At 59.7% G+C, this 16144-nt stretch carries 14 protein-coding genes and 4 tRNA genes; 4 read left to right on the forward strand and 14 right to left on the reverse strand.

Annotated elements, in window-relative coordinates; translation table 11 throughout:
• From AACY44_RS24360 to uvrB, 11 genes are all read right to left on the reverse strand, one after another.
• Positions 1-514 (reverse strand): hypothetical protein (locus AACY44_RS24360; protein WP_339531221.1); only part of this gene is annotated, 514 nt, incomplete at its 3' end.
• 540 nt (positions 515-1054) lie between these two features.
• Positions 1055-2014, reverse strand: coding sequence for a tRNA dihydrouridine synthase (locus tag AACY44_RS24365; RefSeq protein ID WP_339416349.1), 960 nt, complete (start codon positions 2012-2014; stop codon positions 1055-1057).
• 55 nt (positions 2015-2069) lie between these two features.
• Positions 2070-2504 carry an acyl-CoA thioesterase gene (locus AACY44_RS24370; protein WP_339416350.1) on the reverse strand — a complete coding sequence of 145 codons (435 nt, stop codon included), beginning with the start codon at positions 2502-2504 and terminating at the stop codon, positions 2070-2072.
• A 39-nt stretch (positions 2505-2543) separates the two neighbouring features.
• On the reverse strand, positions 2544-3377 hold the full coding sequence (locus tag AACY44_RS24375; protein ID WP_339416750.1) for an alpha/beta hydrolase: 834 nt from the start codon (positions 3375-3377) through the stop codon (positions 2544-2546).
• Positions 3378-3392: 15 nt separating this feature from the next.
• A complete protein-coding gene (locus AACY44_RS24380; protein WP_339416351.1) occupies positions 3393-3932 on the reverse strand; it encodes a TetR/AcrR family transcriptional regulator in 540 nt (179 codons plus the stop codon).
• A 182-nt stretch (positions 3933-4114) separates the two neighbouring features.
• Positions 4115-4190 (reverse strand) — tRNA-Glu (locus AACY44_RS24385).
• Positions 4191-4270: 80 nt separating this feature from the next.
• Positions 4271-4346 (reverse strand) — tRNA-Ala (locus tag AACY44_RS24390).
• Between the two features lie 50 nt (positions 4347-4396).
• Positions 4397-4472 (reverse strand) — tRNA-Glu (locus AACY44_RS24395).
• Positions 4473-4528: 56 nt separating this feature from the next.
• Positions 4529-4604 (reverse strand) — tRNA-Ala (locus tag AACY44_RS24400).
• 147 nt (positions 4605-4751) lie between these two features.
• A complete protein-coding gene (gltX, locus tag AACY44_RS24405) occupies positions 4752-6233 on the reverse strand; it encodes a glutamate--tRNA ligase (RefSeq protein WP_339531223.1) in 1482 nt (493 codons plus the stop codon).
• Positions 6234-6972: 739 nt separating this feature from the next.
• Positions 6973-8988 carry an excinuclease ABC subunit UvrB gene (uvrB, locus tag AACY44_RS24410; RefSeq protein WP_065880879.1) on the reverse strand — a complete coding sequence of 672 codons (2016 nt, stop codon included), beginning with the start codon at positions 8986-8988 and terminating at the stop codon, positions 6973-6975.
• 341 nt (positions 8989-9329) lie between these two features.
• Here uvrB and AACY44_RS24415 point away from each other — a divergent pair, with 341 nt between their 5' ends.
• Both AACY44_RS24415 and AACY44_RS24420 read left to right on the forward strand, forming a co-directional pair.
• The gene (locus AACY44_RS24415) at positions 9330-10526 is read left to right on the forward strand and encodes an amino acid aminotransferase (RefSeq protein ID WP_339416357.1); all 1197 of its coding nucleotides are present in this window, start codon (positions 9330-9332) and stop codon (positions 10524-10526) included.
• A gap of 110 nt (positions 10527-10636) precedes the next feature.
• Complete coding sequence (locus AACY44_RS24420; RefSeq protein WP_038442076.1) at positions 10637-10846, forward strand: hypothetical protein; 210 nt, start codon at positions 10637-10639, stop codon at positions 10844-10846.
• Between the two features lie 102 nt (positions 10847-10948).
• Here AACY44_RS24420 and ptrR read toward each other — a convergent pair whose 3' ends face one another.
• Positions 10949-11821 carry a putrescine utilization regulator PtrR gene (gene ptrR / locus AACY44_RS24425; RefSeq protein ID WP_339416359.1) on the reverse strand — a complete coding sequence of 291 codons (873 nt, stop codon included), beginning with the start codon at positions 11819-11821 and terminating at the stop codon, positions 10949-10951.
• 103 nt (positions 11822-11924) lie between these two features.
• Here ptrR and AACY44_RS24430 point away from each other — a divergent pair, with 103 nt between their 5' ends.
• The gene (locus AACY44_RS24430; RefSeq protein ID WP_339531225.1) at positions 11925-13307 is read left to right on the forward strand and encodes an aldehyde dehydrogenase family protein; all 1383 of its coding nucleotides are present in this window, start codon (positions 11925-11927) and stop codon (positions 13305-13307) included.
• A gap of 73 nt (positions 13308-13380) precedes the next feature.
• Here AACY44_RS24430 and AACY44_RS24435 read toward each other — a convergent pair whose 3' ends face one another.
• The gene (locus tag AACY44_RS24435) at positions 13381-13686 is read right to left on the reverse strand and encodes a protealysin inhibitor emfourin (protein WP_339416362.1); all 306 of its coding nucleotides are present in this window, start codon (positions 13684-13686) and stop codon (positions 13381-13383) included.
• Between the two features lie 14 nt (positions 13687-13700).
• The gene (locus tag AACY44_RS24440; RefSeq protein ID WP_339437387.1) at positions 13701-14765 is read right to left on the reverse strand and encodes a M4 family metallopeptidase; all 1065 of its coding nucleotides are present in this window, start codon (positions 14763-14765) and stop codon (positions 13701-13703) included.
• 127 nt (positions 14766-14892) lie between these two features.
• Between AACY44_RS24440 and AACY44_RS24445 the strand changes: the two genes are divergently transcribed.
• Complete coding sequence (locus AACY44_RS24445; RefSeq protein WP_339416364.1) at positions 14893-15837, forward strand: DNA/RNA non-specific endonuclease; 945 nt, start codon at positions 14893-14895, stop codon at positions 15835-15837.
• Positions 15838-16144 lie beyond the last annotated feature (307 nt).

The raw sequence follows: 16144 nt of genomic DNA on the forward strand, positions 1-16144 counted from the left end.
CAGTACCGTTGCCTTTCACGCCAACCTGCACGCTACCGTCGGTGCCGACCTTTACCTGCGCACCTTTCTCACCCGTTGGCCGCGTCGATTCAGTACCGTTGCCTTTCACGCCAACCTGCACGCTACCGTCGGTGCCGACCTTTACCTGCGCGCCTTTCTCACCATTCACCGGCGTCGCCTGTTTGCCATTGCCTTTCACGCCAATTTGCACGCCAGTGCCAACGTCAACTGGCAACTTGGCGCTAAACCCCCTGCCCGATAACACGCTGCGCATTGCTTTGAAGACGAGTTCAAACATTTCAAACAATTTTTCCAAAGCATCGGCATTAACCGTAATGTCCTTGGCGGCCTCTTTAGGAGAGTCGTTGCGCGGAAGCGCGTTACTCCTTGAACTAAGGCCTGCCAGCGAACCACTGGCCTTTTCTATGTCCTTCAAGGTGTCCGCTGTGGGCGAGTTTGCCGTATGGAGCGCTGGTTTAAAAGCCGAAACATTATTCATCGGTATATTGGACATCTGCTTAATCTCACCTTTAGTTTTGCGCCGCCCTAAAACAACTTACTAACATCGGCAGCAATAGAATAGAACCGGAAGCAACCGTCATCACTTCACAGTCCTTACTTTCGTGGGGCGCAGAGCTATCGAGTTCCAAAAACCCATCTTCACATAAGGAAACCAAAATGGAAAATCAGACTTCGCCTCATAGACCATCAAGAAAATCAAAGCCTCGACCCTATGCACCACCCACAGCACAGATACACAAGGTAATAAACAGCCCCAACCTTAAACTAATGAAATCATTAAGCCAGAACAACTTTAGTCCATTCATGTTAGTTCGTACACACGCGCACAAACCAAACAACGTGCCCCCCCCCCGGAGAAAACCCAATGCAACAAAAACACAAACACCGACCACTTGCCCAGTTATCACCTCATGTAAAAAATAAACGTCAACATGCCAATGCCCCGCTCCAAGAAAGCACCGTTAAACCATTTAAAAAAAAGAGCGCCGATGGCGCCCCTCTTGAGGTGTTTTAAAGCAGTATCAATATAAACTTAATCTTTCAGAACGGGTGCCATCCCAAGCAAGAGACCCACCTTGTCCAGCTCGGTCTCGCGGCGCATCGCATTGAACAATTCCACCGCCTCCGGGTAATTACGCGTCAGCATCGCCAACCATTGTTTCAAACGCCCAGGCGCCTGACGCTCGGTCAGTTGCACCACCGACTGGGTCCAGAAGTCCTGGAGCATCGGCTGCATTTCTGCCCAGGTCATCTCAACCACTTCCTCGCCCGCCCGCGCCGCGGCGATCTGCCGCGCCAGGTCCGGCCGTGCCACCAGGCCACGGCCCAGCATGATGTCTTCGGCACCGCTGACTTCGCGACAGCGCTTCCAGTCTTCGACGCTCCAGATATCACCATTGGCGAATACCGGCACCTTGACCACATCCTGTACCCGCGGGATCCATTCCCAATGGGCCGGCGGCTTATAGCCATCGGTCTTGGTGCGCGCATGCACGACGATATGCGCCGCGCCGCCTTCGGCCAAGGCGGTGGCGCAGACCAGGGCGCCGTCCGGGCTATCGAAACCCAAGCGCATCTTGGCGGTCACCGGGACGTGGGCCGGTACAGCGCGCCGGACGTGCTCGACGATCCGGTTGAGCAGCTCCGGCTCCTTGAGCAGCACCGCGCCGCCACGGGACTTGTTGACGGTCTTGGCCGGGCAACCGAAGTTCAGGTCGATCACTTGCGCACCGAGCTCATAGGCGAGGGCGGCGTTTTCTGCCAGGCACACCGGGTCGGAGCCCAGCAATTGCACACGCAGCGGTACGCCCGCGGCGGTGTGGGCACCGTGCAGCAGTTCCGGGGCGAGCTTGTGGAAATACGCAGGGGTGAGCAGGCGGTCATTGACGCGGATGAACTCGGTCACACACCAGTCAATACCGCCGACGCGGGTCAGCACGTCCCGCAGGATGTTGTCGACCAACCCCTCCATGGGCGCCAAAGCAATTTGCATGGAAAACACTCAACAAAAATCGTGGCGCAGTTTACTGGGTTTCCCGCAGCAACCGTTAACCCCCTGTCAGGGCGGGGCCATAACCGTCGAGAAACGCCGCTGGCATGCGCTTGGGCTTGCCAGTGGAGAGCTCAATGCAGACAAAGGTAGTGTGTGCGCGTAGCAAGGTGACGCCGTCACGCGGGCGTACCAGTTGGAAGCGCCGGGTCATCTTCAGGCGCTGGTCCCAGTCGACGATCCAGGTGGCCAGTTGCAGCTCATCGCCTTCGTAGCCTGCGGCCAGGTAGTCGATCTCGTGCCGCACCACGGCCATGGCGCGGTCCAGTCGACGATATTCGGTCAGGTCCAGCCCCAGGCGCTGGGAATGGCGCCAGGCGCAGCGCTCCAGCCAAGACACATACACCGCGTTATTGGCGTGCCCCAGGCCGTCGATGTCTTCAGCGGCGACCTGCAGATCGATGATAAACGGCGCTACCAAATCCCAGCCCATGCCTTGCTCCAGTTGATTAATGTCGGCGGGAGGAGTGTATCAGGCGCTTTGCCGCTCCTGTAGACAGCGGCCGGCCAGCAATGCCAGCACACCGTCGATCACCCGTGGATCGGCGAGCACTTTCTGGTGACCGCCCTGCTCCAGGCGCAGCAGGCGGCTGTCGAACCAGGCTTCGTGAATGGCTTGCGACGCCTTGACCGGGACGAACGTATCGTCTTCGGCGTGCACGATCAGGCCGGGGATATTCATCTGGTAGTGGGCCACATCCAAGTGTTTGAGCGGCATGCCGAACGTCAACTCGACTTCCTGGATAAACGCCGACCGTGCCCGCGCTGGCAAACCGACCCTCCTGGTAAAGTCGCGTAGCGCATCCAGAAAGCGTGACGGCGCGGCAATACTCACCAACGCCTCGGTACGCAAGCCTAACTGCACTGCCAGCATCGCACTGGCACCGCCCATTGAATGGCCGATCACGGCATGCAGCGGCGGCAACTCCGCCGCCGCCTCAAGCATGGCCCGAGCAAAGAGCAGCACATGGGCTTCGCGCCCCGGCGAACGGCCATGGGCGGGACCGTCCAGGGCAATCACCGAATAACCATTGTCGACCAACGCACTGATCAGGCTCGCGAACTGGGTGGGCCGCCCTTCCCAGCCGTGCATCAACAGCAGCGCAGGCCCCTGCCCCCAACGCAAGGCAGACAAACCGAAACGCAAGGTGATGCGCTCCGACTGCGCCAACAGCGGCAGCTCCCAATCGCGCGGCGGTAGATGGCGCGGCGTCATGAAGGCACGACGCATCTTGTTGGCCACCATTTGCGGAGCCAGGTGCCCCAACGTACCGTTGAAGCGACGAATCCAGGTTGGCGTGCCCATCATGAGAGCCCTCTTCTAGCGCACCGCCGACTTGGCGGCACGCAGCACACGGTCAGACAATTCACCAGGACCAAGCGCGCGGGCCAAGGCCAGGCCACCGATCATCAGCGCCATGTCAGCCAGGGCTTTGTCGGTGTCTTCAGGGCTGGCGGCGAGCTGCGCAGCCATCAGCTCGCAGTGCTCATTGAGTGCCTGGCGGAACTCATCCGGCAGACGGCTCATTTCGCCCACAGTGGCCGGGATCGGGCATGCCTGGGCGGTTGAGTCACGGTGCTTGCGCGACAAGTAGAACGCCGCCACCAGGCTTCTGCGCTCTTCTCCGGTCAGCTGTGGATCGATGTCGTCAATCGAGGCGCGACGCTTGGACAGCAACTGAGTAAAGGCCTCCAGCATCAGCGCGTCCTTGCTTTCGAAGTGCGCGTAGAAACCACCGACGGTCAGCCCCGCGGCGCCCATGACCTCCCCCACACTTGGCTCTGCCGGGCCACGCTGGATCAACGCGGCGCTGGCTGCCTGCAGAATGCGTTCGCGGGTTTGCGCTTTTTTATCGCTCATCACTGCCTCCGATGTTAATGAGTTGAATATTATTAACATAATAATATTTGGCAAGCGACAGGTATGACCATTGGTCAGAAGAGAAAAAGCGAGTTGAGAGAGGGATCGGCCAAACGCCAGACAAACAAAAGGGCCATTCAATAATTGAATGACCCTTAAAAATCCCGCAGAGCGGGTAATCGTGGCGTCCCCTAGGGGACTCGAACCCCTGTTACCGCCGTGAAAGGGCGGTGTCCTAGGCCACTAGACGAAGGGGACACAAACCTTCTATACATTGATCAGCGCTGAGAACTGATCGATTCAAGGACCGAGTGACCGCAACCTTGAACCTGTAAAATTGGTGGAGCTAAACGGGATCGAACCGTTGACCTCTTGCATGCCATGCAAGCGCTCTCCCAGCTGAGCTATAGCCCCGGATTTTTCGTCTCGCGACGCAGCATACCTTTCGAAATGCTTGTTTAAACTGGCGTCCCCTAGGGGACTCGAACCCCTGTTACCGCCGTGAAAGGGCGGTGTCCTAGGCCACTAGACGAAGGGGACAAAACCTTCTGCACATCAATTCAAGTACGGTGTGGCCAGACCTTGAACCTGTAAATTGGTGGAGCTAAACGGGATCGAACCGTTGACCTCTTGCATGCCATGCAAGCGCTCTCCCAGCTGAGCTATAGCCCCTCATCGGTGAGGACGGGGCGAATCTTAATGGCGCTTTAGAAGTGTGTCAAATTTATTTTCAACAATTTCTAAAGTTTTTTGCCGGGATAACAATCACTTACCGGTGAAACCCCGGAAAACCGGGGTTTCACCGTTACAGCAGCCTGCTTAGGCGATAGCAGCCAGCAGTTTTTCCCACTCTTTGTTTTCTTTCTTCGACACACCACCAAGCAAATCAAGGGCTTGGCGCAGACGGAAACGCGTCAGGTCCGGGCCGAGAATTTCCATCGCATCCAGCACCGACACCGAACTGGCCTGCCCGGTGATCGCGGCAAACATCAAAGGCATGGCATCGCGCAGCTTCAATTCCAGGGACTCCACCACCGCCTGGATCGTCGCGGTGATCGCATCCTTCTCCCACTGACGCAGGCTTTCGAGCTTCCACAGGATCAACTGCATCAACTGGCGAACCTGATCACCGGAGAGCTTCTTGGACTCAAACAGCTTGGGGTCCGGGTTCACGCCACCGGCAAAGAAGAAGCTGGCCAACGGTGCGACCTGGCTGAATGTTTCCACCCTGCCCTGCACCAGCGGCGCGATCTTCATCATGTACTCAGGGTTCAACGCCCACTGCTGCACTCGGCTGGCGAACGCTTCCACCGGCAGGTCACGCAGCCATTGGCCATTGAGCCACGACAGTTTCTCGATATCGAAGATCGGCCCGCCCAGGGACACGCGGGACAGGTCGAAGTTGTCGACCATTTCCTGCAGCGAAAACTTCTCGCGCTCGTCCGGCATCGACCAGCCCATGCGGCCCAAATAGTTGAGCATCGCTTCCGGCATGAAGCCCATGCGCTCGTAGAAGGTCACCGAGGTCGGGTTCTTGCGCTTGGACAGCTTGCTCTTGTCCGGGTTACGCAACAGCGGCATGTAGCACAGCTGCGGCTGTTCCCAGCCGAAGTACTCGTAGAGCAGGATCAGTTTCGGTGCCGACGGCAGCCATTCTTCACCGCGCAGCACGTGAGTGATGCCCATCAGGTGGTCGTCGACTACGTTTGCGAGGAAGTACGTCGGCAGGCCGTCGGTCTTCATCAGCACTTGCATGTCCATGCGGTCCCACGGGATTTCGACGTCACCGCGCAGCATGTCCGCCACCACACACACGCCTTCACTCGGCACTTTCATGCGGATAACGTGCGGTTCGCCAGCGGCCAGGCGGCGGGCGACTTCTTCTTTCGACAGCAGCAGCGCACGGCCATCGTAGCGCGGGGTTTCGCCACGGGCCTGTTGCTCGGCGCGCATCTGGTCCAGCTCTTCTGCGGTGCAGAAGCACGGGAATGCATGACCCATGTCGACCAATTGCTGGGTGTACTGCTTGTAGATGTCGCTGCGCTCGCTTTGGCGATAAGGACCGTGCGGGCCGCCGACGTCCGGGCCTTCCGCCCAGGTAATGCCCAACCACCGCAGGGCATCGAAAATCTGCTGTTCCGACTCACGGGTAGAGCGCAGTTGGTCGGTGTCTTCGATCCGCAGGATGAATTCACCGCCGTGCTGCTTGGCAAAGCAGTAGTTGAACAAGGCGATGTAAGCAGTGCCGACGTGGGGATCCCCAGTAGGCGATGGCGCAATGCGCGTGCGGACGGTGGTCATGGCAGGTCTCGAATGGGCGATAAAGCTGAAAATTGAAACAAGGGAGGAATGGTAACAGCCTGGGGTGGTTGGGCTCCAGCCTGGGTGATTCTGATGGACCGCGTCGCCCCCATCGCAGCATGGGTATCTACACAACTTTCGGTGTTGTGTCCGACCAGTGGCGAGGGAGCTTGCTCCCGTGGCGGCTTGATAGTCGCTCGAGCCCTATTGGGTGTAAATCGATCAAAATGTGGGAGCTGGCTTGCCTGCGATGGCGGCCTCTGGGCTGACCATGCGGTGTGGTTGGAATGAGTACATATCCATTTCTGCGGTAACGGCTACTTAGGGTTTCGCCCTTACGGCGAGTCACTTTTGGAAGAGCGCCAAAAGTAACCCAAAACGCTTCGCCCCACCACTCGGCACCTCGCTTAAGCTCGGTGTGCCAGAACGAAGGCTTGAATCCGTGGGCCGCCGCAATGGGCCATCCTTGGCCCAGTGCGGCTAACCCGGCGTCCTGCCGGGTTACCCACGGACTCAAGCCTGCGTTCGGCCAGCGTGGTTGATGGGGCGCCTGAGATCAAAATCAAAAACAGATCAAAAGCCAGAGCAACCGCTGCTCAGCCGAGCTCGGGCATCGGGCGGAAAGTTGTGTAGATACCTATGCCCATCGCAGGCAAGCCAGCGCCCACCTTGAACGGTTAACGCGGTCAAAATGTGAGAGCTGGCTTGCCTGCGATGGGGCCAGGTCAGTCAACGCAAATCAAACAGCCAGCAACCGCTCACGCAACTTGCCAATCTCATCGCGCATCTGCGCCGCCGCTTCAAACTCCAAGTCCCGCGCCAACTGGTACATCTTCTCTTCCAATTGCCGAATGCGCTTGGTGATTTCACTCGGCGAGCGCAGTTCGTTCTCGTACTTGGCGCTTTCCTCGGCAGCCTTGGCCATGCCCTTGCGCTTCTTGCTGCGCGAGCCCGGTACCACGGCGCCTTCCATGATGTCGGCAACGTCCTTGAACACACCCTTGGGCGTGATGCCATGTTCCAGGTTAAAGGCAATCTGTTTGTCGCGGCGGCGCTCGGTCTCGCCAATCGCCCGCTCCATGGAGCCGGTAATGCGGTCCGCGTAGAGAATCGCCCGCCCATTGAGGTTACGTGCCGCGCGGCCGATGGTCTGGATCAGCGAGCGTTCGGAACGCAGGAAACCCTCCTTGTCCGCATCGAGGATCGCCACCAGCGACACTTCCGGCATGTCCAGACCTTCACGCAGCAGGTTGATCCCCACCAGCACATCAAAGGTGCCCAGGCGAAGGTCGCGGATGATCTCCACGCGCTCTACCGTATCGATGTCCGAGTGCAGGTAGCGCACGCGCACGCCGTGGTCGGCGAGATAGTCAGTCAGGTCTTCAGACATGCGCTTGGTCAGCGTGGTGACCAGCACCCGCTCTTCCAGGGCCACGCGTTTGCCGATCTCCGAGAGCAAGTCATCGACCTGGGTCAACGCGGGCCGGATTTCGATTTGCGGGTCGACGAGACCCGTCGGGCGCACCAACTGCTCAACCACACGGCCCGCATGCTCGGCTTCGTAATTACCCGGCGTGGCCGAGACAAAAATCGTCTGCGGGCTGATGCTTTCAAACTCGTCAAAACGCATTGGCCGGTTGTCCAGCGCCGACGGCAGACGGAAACCGTATTCCACCAACGTCTCTTTACGCGAGCGGTCACCTTTGTACATCGCGCCGACCTGCGGCACGCTGACGTGGGACTCGTCGATCACCAACAGCGCGTCGTCCGGCAAGTAATCAAATAGTGTAGGCGGCGCCTGCCCGGAATCACGACCCGAGAGATAGCGCGAGTAGTTTTCGATACCGTTGCAGTAGCCCAGCTCCAGGATCATCTCCAGGTCGAAGCGGGTGCGCTGCTCCAGGCGCTGGGCTTCCACCAGTTTGTTGTTGGACCGCAGGTACTCCAGGCGCTCGGCCAACTCGGTCTTGATGCCCTCGATGGCGCCCATGAGGGTTTCGCGCGGGGTCACGTAGTGGCTTTTCGGATAGAACGTGAAGCGCGGCAGCTTGCGGATTACCTCGCCGGTCAACGGGTCGAAGGCCGACAGGCTCTCGACTTCATCGTCAAACAGTTCGATGCGGATCGCTTCCAGATCGGATTCCGCCGGGTAAATATCGATGACATCGCCGCGCACGCGGAAGGTCGCGCGGGCAAAGTCCATGTCATTGCGGGTGTATTGCAGGCTCGTCAGGCGGCGCAGCAACTCGCGCTGGTCGAGTTTGTCGCCGCGATCAACGTGCAGCACCATTTTCAAATAGGTTTCCGGGCTGCCCAGGCCGTAGATGCACGACACCGTGGTGACGATGATAGCGTCCTTGCGCTCGAGCAGCGCCTTGGTCGCCGACAGCCGCATCTGCTCGATGTGGTCGTTGATCGACGCGTCCTTCTCGATAAAGGTATCGGAGGACGGCACATAGGCTTCGGGCTGGTAGTAGTCGTAGTAGGAAACGAAGTATTCCACCGCGTTATTCGGGAAGAACGCCTTGAACTCGCCATACAACTGCGCGGCCAGGGTCTTGTTGGGCGCCAGCACCAGCGTGGGCCGGTTGATCTGCGCGATCACGTTGGCGATGCTGAAGGTCTTGCCCGAACCGGTCACCCCGAGCAGCGTCTGATGGGCCAGGCCGGCTTCGATGCCCTCGACCATCTGGCGAATGGCTTCTGGCTGATCGCCAGCGGGTTCAAAGCGGGTGACGAGTTGGAAATCCGACATAAGTACCTCGTGTAGTCACCCCAGACTGTAAACCCGTCGAGGACGAAATAGACCACAACCCGCGAAGATTCAGAGCGGACGGTAGGAAAAAACCATGATAGCCATAGAAGTGGTGGCGAATGTGTCGGGTTTCAAGGCAATACTCCTACGCGAGCTTTCCGATCACGGTTGCAATAAGACTAACGGCCAGCAAATAAACCTAAAAACTTGGCCGAAAAGCCGTTTCGGCTGTCGCCCTCAGCCGTGATGGCCTCTATACTAGCTCCCCGTTTGTGCACCGCTCTAGTGCATTCGGCTGGAGCGCGACACGTCCCTCCCTTCCCCCATAGAGCTGCCGCAAAATGAGCCTGTTCTCCGCTGTCGAAATGGCACCACGCGATCCTATCCTGGGCCTCAACGAAGCATTCAACGCCGATACACGAACCACCAAGGTCAACCTTGGCGTGGGCGTTTACTGCAACGAAGAGGGGAAGATTCCACTCTTGCGTGCCGTTGCCGAAGCGGAAGCCATTCGCGTGGCGCAACACGCAGCCCGAGGCTACCTGCCGATCGACGGCATCGCGGCGTATGACAAGGCCGTGCAAACGCTGCTGTTCGGTGCTGAGTCGCCACTGCTGGCCGCGAGTCGCGTCGTGACCGTCCAGGCCGTTGGCGGAACCGGCGCCCTGAAAATCGGTGCCGACTTCCTCAAGCAACTGCTGCCAGACGCCGTTGTCGCCATCAGCGACCCAAGCTGGGAAAACCACCGCGCCCTGTTCGAAACCGCGGGTTTCCCGGTGCAGAACTACCGCTACTACGACGCCGCCACCCACGACGTAAACCGTGCAGGCCTGCTCGAAGACCTCAACGCCCTGCCGCCACAGTCCATCGTGGTGCTGCACGCCTGCTGCCACAACCCGACCGGCGTCGACCTGAGCCCGGCCGACTGGCAGAATGTGCTGGATGTGGTCAAGGCCAAGAACCTGGTGCCGTTCCTCGACATGGCCTACCAGGGCTTTGGCGACGGCATCCACGAAGACGCCGCTGCCGTACGTCTTTTCGCTGAGTCGGGCCTGACCTTCTTTGTGTCCAGTTCGTTCTCCAAGTCGTTCTCGCTGTACGGCGAACGTGTGGGCGCGCTGTCCATCGTTAGCGACTCCAAGGAAGAAAGCGCGCGCATCCTGTCCCAGGTCAAGCGTGTGATCCGCACCAACTACTCCAACCCGCCGACCCACGGCGCGGCAATTGTTGCAGCGGTGTTGAACAACCCTGAGCTGCGCGCCCAATGGGAAGCCGAACTGGCTGAAATGCGCCTGCGCATCCGTGGCATGCGCGAGCAGATGGTCGCCGAACTGGCCAAGGCTGCTCCGGGCAAGGACTTCAGCTTTGTCGGCCGCCAGCGCGGGATGTTCTCCTACTCAGGCCTGACCGTTGAGCAAGTCACCCGCTTGCGCACCGAGTTTGGGATCTATGCACTGGATACCGGGCGTATCTGTGTGGCGGCGCTGAACCAGTCGAACATTGATGCGGTCACAAAGGCGATTGTTCAGGTTCTCTAACTTGGCGGCGCCGCCAGAAGGGAAGCCACGGCTTCCCTTTTTAATGCCTGTCAGAAAATGCCCTGCTCCCCTAGACTGAACCCTGATTGCCCCTTCGCTGTGAGAGCCTTATGAGAAACGATGACCTGGACCTGCGTGCCGACCGCGACGAGCTGGACCACTTCACCCCACGCGCGCCGCAAGCCAAGCGCCAGAAGAGCTTGGTGTTGCAGGTAGCGCTCGGCGTGTTCCTCGGAGGCTTGGCACTGTGGCTGGTGCAATTGGGTGCCACCGCGTTAATGGCAAAACTGGCGATGGGCACCCTGCAATTCGGCGGCTGATAGAGATCAAAATGTGGCTGGCTTGCCTGCGATGCCAGCACCTCGGCGTATCAGGCAAAACGGGTTGATGCTATCGCAGGCAAGCCATATACAACATTCGATCTACTGGGTTACCAGAGCGCGTTCCTCCAGCAACTTCACAAAACTGTTCAAACTCTGCGAGACAGTGCCCCGCCGCCAGATCAGCCAAGTGTGCAATATCCGGAAATTTTCCGTCAGCGGCCACACACTCACCGCCGCAAACCCCGGCATGCTTTCCAGCATGCTGCGCGGCATCAGTGCCACCCCGGCCCCGGCGCTGACGCAGGCAAGCATGCCGTGATAGGACTCGATCTCGAAGATCTTGCCCGGTACCGCGCCGTCCTGTGAGAACCAGCGCTCAAAGTGATGCCGGTACGAGCAGTTCGAGCGAAAGGTGTAGATGTTCTCGCCGTTCACCTCTTGCCCTCGTGTGATCGGCGCGTGATGCAGCGGCGCAATCACCACCATCTCTTCTTCAAATACCGCTACGCCCTCAAGGGTGCTGTGCAGCACCGGGCCATCAACAAACGCCGCCGTCAGTCGACCCGACAGCACGCCTTCAATCATCGTGCCCGATGGCCCAGTGCTCAAGTCCAACTCGACCTTGGTGTGTTTCTGGTTGTAGGCCGCCAGCAATGCGGGTATGCGCACCGCCGCGGTGCTTTCCAGCGAGCCCAGGGCAAACGCGCCCTGGGGCTCCTCCCCCGCCACCGTCGCGCGGGCTTCCTGCACCAGGTCGAGGATGCGCCGCGCATAGCCGAGGAAATTCCACCCGGCCGGCGACAGGCGCAGGCGGCTTTTCTCTCGGATAAACAGTTCCACGCCCAGATCCTGCTCCAGTTGCTTGATGCGCGTGGTCAGGTTCGACGGCACCCGATGAATCAACTGCGCGGCGGCGCTGATGCTGCCCTGCTCGGCAACGGCCTTGAAGATTTCCAGCTGCACCAAATCCACGTCATTCTCCAATCGTGAACGTATTGCTTAATATTATTCAGTTTCCAGGAAAGAGATAGCCCCTTAGGCTGAACTCAACGTATTCATTCAGCAGGACGGCGCCATGAACGCAACCACCCATGCCCTCTCGATTAACCCGGTCAACGGCGAAACCGTCGCCAGCTATCCCTACGAAACCCATCAGCAACTGGACGCCGCCCTCGATCGCGCCACCCGCGCGTTCCGCACCTGGCGCCGCCAGCCAGTGAGCCAGCGCGCCGAGTTGCTGCTGAACCTGGCCAGCGCCCTGCGTGACCAAGCCGAAGAAATGGCCCAGACCATCATCCTGGAAATGGGCAAACCCATCGCCCAAGCCCGTGCCGAAATCGAAAAATGCGCGCAACTCAGCGAATGGTACGCCGCCCACGGTCCGGCCATGCTCGCCCCGGAACCGACCCTGGTGGACAACGGCAGCGCCCAGATCGAATACCGCCCGCTCGGCCCTATCCTGGCGGTAATGCCGTGGAACTTCCCAGTATGGCAAGTGCTGCGCGGCGCCGTGCCGACCATGCTTGCCGGCAACACCTACGTGCTCAAACACGCACCGAACGTGATGGGCAGTGCCTATCTGATCCAACAAACGTTTAAAAAGGCTGGCTTCGCCGAAGGGCTGTTCGAAGTGATCAACGTGGCCAACGAAGGCGTGACCAAAGCCATCGCCGACCCACGCATCGCCGCCGTTACCCTGACCGGCAGCGTGCGTGCCGGCATCGCCATTGGCTCCCAGGCCGGCGCTGCACTGAAAAAATGCGTGCTGGAACTCGGCGGCTCCGACCCGTTCATCGTACTCAACGACGCCGACCTCGACGCCGCCGTGCAAGCCGCCCTGATCGGCCGCTTCCAGAACAGCGGCCAAGTCTGCGCCGCCGCCAAGCGCCTGATCATCGAGGCCGGTGTGGTGGACGCCTTCACCGCCAAATTCCTCGAAGCCAGCCGCGCCCTGATAATGGGCGACCCGACTTGCGCCGCCACCTACATCGGCCCGATGGCGCGCTTCGACCTGCGCGACGAACTGCACGACCAGGTCCAGGCCACCCAGGAAGAAGGCGCAACCCTATTGCTGGGCGGCAACAAAGTACCCGGCGCCGGCAACTTCTACGCACCGACCGTACTGGCAAACGTCACCGACCAGATGACCTCATTCAAGCAGGAACTGTTCGGCCCCGTGGCCTCGATCATCACCGCCCGCGACGCCGACCACGCCGTGGCCCTGGCGAATGATAGCGAGTTCGGCCTCACCGCCAGCATCTTCACCACCGACCCGGCGAAGGCACGCGATATCGCCAACCAGTTGGAAACCGGCGGGATCTTCGTCAACGCCTTCAGCGTTTCCGACCCTCGGGTGGCGTTTGGCGGCGTGAAAAAAAGTGGGTTCGGCCGCGAGTTGTCGCACTTCGGCGTACGCGAATTCTGCAACGCGCAAACGGTGTGGCTGGATCGCAAATAAGTCGAGCATTACCTGTGGTGCGGGCGCTTGCTCCCGTGGGGCTGCGCAGTAGAGCTGTAGAGCTAAAGCGGCCTCAACACCGAATATGCCTGCGTACGCACTGCACCAGCCCGTCCAGTGCCTGGGACTTCACCGGCGCCAGCACGCACACCGTGTGCTCGCGCTGGCCCTCTGTCACGGTCAGGGTGTAATGCACCTGGCCTGGCTTGCCGGGCTCCGGGACGGTGCTCTGCGGCAACTGAAAAAAGTCTGAAGCCGCGATCAGTTGCCGCAACTCCTGCTGATCCTGCTCAGGCAGCGCGTCCAGCTTCACCGTACGGGGCTGGGCCAAACCGGGGAAAAATGCCGGTCCGCCGTTTTCCTTGATCGAAATCTGCATGGTTGCTCCTCACGTCAAACCGAAATGCCGACCGCTTTCCAACCTTCCTTGACCGCCTTCTGCTCATCCTTGTTCGCGCCGTAGAGTCGACCGGCAATATCGTAGGTGATGCGCGCAAAGCGCAGAAACCCCGAGTTGGGCCGCAGCCGCGCATCGCGCAACGCGTCATACCAGATACGCCCGGCGTGCTCCCAGGCGAACCCGCCCAACTTCGTCGCCACTTGGTAGAACGCATGGTTGGGGATGCCGGAATTGATATGCACCCCTCCATTGTCCTCGTAGGTCTGGACAAAATCATCCATGTGCCCAGGCTGAGGGTCCTTGCCCAGCAGTTCGTCGTCAAACGCGGTGCCGGGGGCTTTCATCGAACGCAGGGCGGTGCCTTTGATCTTTGGCGTAAACAGCCCCTTGCCGATCAGCCAGTCGGCGTCTTGCGCCGATTGCTGCAGTGCATATTGCTTGATCAGTGAGCCGAACACGTCCGACAGCGACTCGTTCAATGCGCCGGACTGGTTGAAGTACATCAGCTTGGCCTCATCCTCGGTGACGCCATGGGCCAGCTCATGGCCAATCACGTCGAGCGCCACTGTGAAGCGATTGAACAACTGCTCATCGCCATCGCCAAACACCATCTGGGAAGAGTTCCAGAACGCATTGTTGTAGTTCTGGCCAAAATGAACGGTCGCATCCAATGCCATGCCGGCATCATCGATGGAGTTGCGGTCGAAGACCTGCTCGAAAAAATCAAAGGTGGCGCCCAAGCCGTCATAGGCCTCGTCCACCGCCGCATCACCGCTGGCGGGCTGCCCTTCGCCACGGACCAGCGTTCCCGGCAGGCTGTCGGTGCCCTCGGCGCTGTAGATCGAGCGCCGCTTGCCTGCGGCCATGACCAGTGCCATGTGAGCGGGCCCTTTGGCGGGCACCGCGACCATGCGCAACGAACGGAACGTGCTGTCTTTAGCGCGGGTGCGCAACGCGATTTCCCGCTGCGCTTTATCACCGTTGCGGGCGATCTGGTCGAGCATGTAGGGCGGGATCAGGCAGAAAATCGGATTGCGATGCTGCTGGCGAACACACATTGGCTGGCTCCATTTGGCATGTGACAACGTCCGGGTATCGATTCAGGATAGCGCCATGGGGTTAACGCGTGTCATCAATTGTCATTAACCTATGTTGCAGTCGTGCTTATCCAAGGAGGACTGACCGATGCCCGCACGCAAAACCAAAATCGACCTTTCGTACCGCCCACGGCTCGCCGACCTGCGCCCGCTGCTCGCGCCCAGCCCCACTCTGCTGGAGGCCAAGGCGGCGACGCCACGCGTCACTGCGGCCAAGGACTTCAAGGACCGGAGCGGCTACGCCGAGGATTTTCTCGGCAGCTTCGTGGTGCCCTGGCCCACCGTTGAGGGCGCGATTGCGGATGATGTACAGACGCTGAAAGAGGGCGGCGACCGCCTGGACTACACGCACTTCTCGGTGACGATGTCACGCTCAAGGCGCCTCGCGCTGTACGTGGGCGCCAATATCGACGGGGGGCTGCATGTGGACGTTGCCCGCAGAAACGACATTTGGGCCTACGATGGCCGCCTGCCCATCGACGCGCAGGTGGGCGAAGACCTCTACGCCAGCAATGGCCTTGATCGCGGCCACCTGGTACGCCGACAGGACCCCAATTGGGGCGACGAGGCGAAAATCGCCAACGTCGACACATTCCACTTCACCAACTGCTCGCCGCAGATGAGTGGGTTCAACCAGAAGACCTGGCTGGAACTCGAAGACTATATTCTCGATAACACACAACGTTGGAAAGCCCGCGCCACCGTGTTTACCGGGCCGGTGTTTGCCGACGACGACCGTGTGTACCGGGGCGTTAAAATCCCCAAGGCCTTCTGGAAAGTCGTCGCCTACCTCGGCGACGACGGCAAGCCTTGCGCGAGCGCCTACATGATTGACCAGAGCCGCGAGTTGGGCCGGCTCGAGCTGGTGTTCGGCCAGCTCAGGACCTACCAACGCAGTGTGATCCAGATAGAACGGCTGACCGGCATCCGTTTTGCCAACCTTGCCGACTACGACGGCTTCAGCAACGAAGAACGCGCCACCGGCACGCGGATTGAAGCGTTGATACAAGGTCCGGAAGACATTCGTCTCTGACCGACGCTTCAAATGCACCACGTGTGGGAGCACAGGTATCTACACATTTTTGATGTGATAACGCGTAGCAGAGTGCTCGCTCAAGATGTGGAGATACTTATGGCTATCGCAGCAGCTCGACAAGCCAGCTCCCACATTTTGATCTGTGGTGATTGGCCGAATCAGTCGAGCTTCGGCCTTCACGCTGAACAACCGCGCCAGTCCACCCAGACGGCTCAAGGTGCGAGCGATCATTGCGCATTGATGTAATGAAACTGCGCCCGGGTCTTCTCAACGGCCGCACGCACTTTGTCGGCCCCCGCCAGAG

Origin of the sequence: Pseudomonas sp. RA_15y_Pfl1_P11, assembly GCF_963970975.1 — a bacterium.
GTDB classification, from domain to species: Bacteria; Pseudomonadota; Gammaproteobacteria; order Pseudomonadales; family Pseudomonadaceae; genus Aquipseudomonas; species Aquipseudomonas tritici.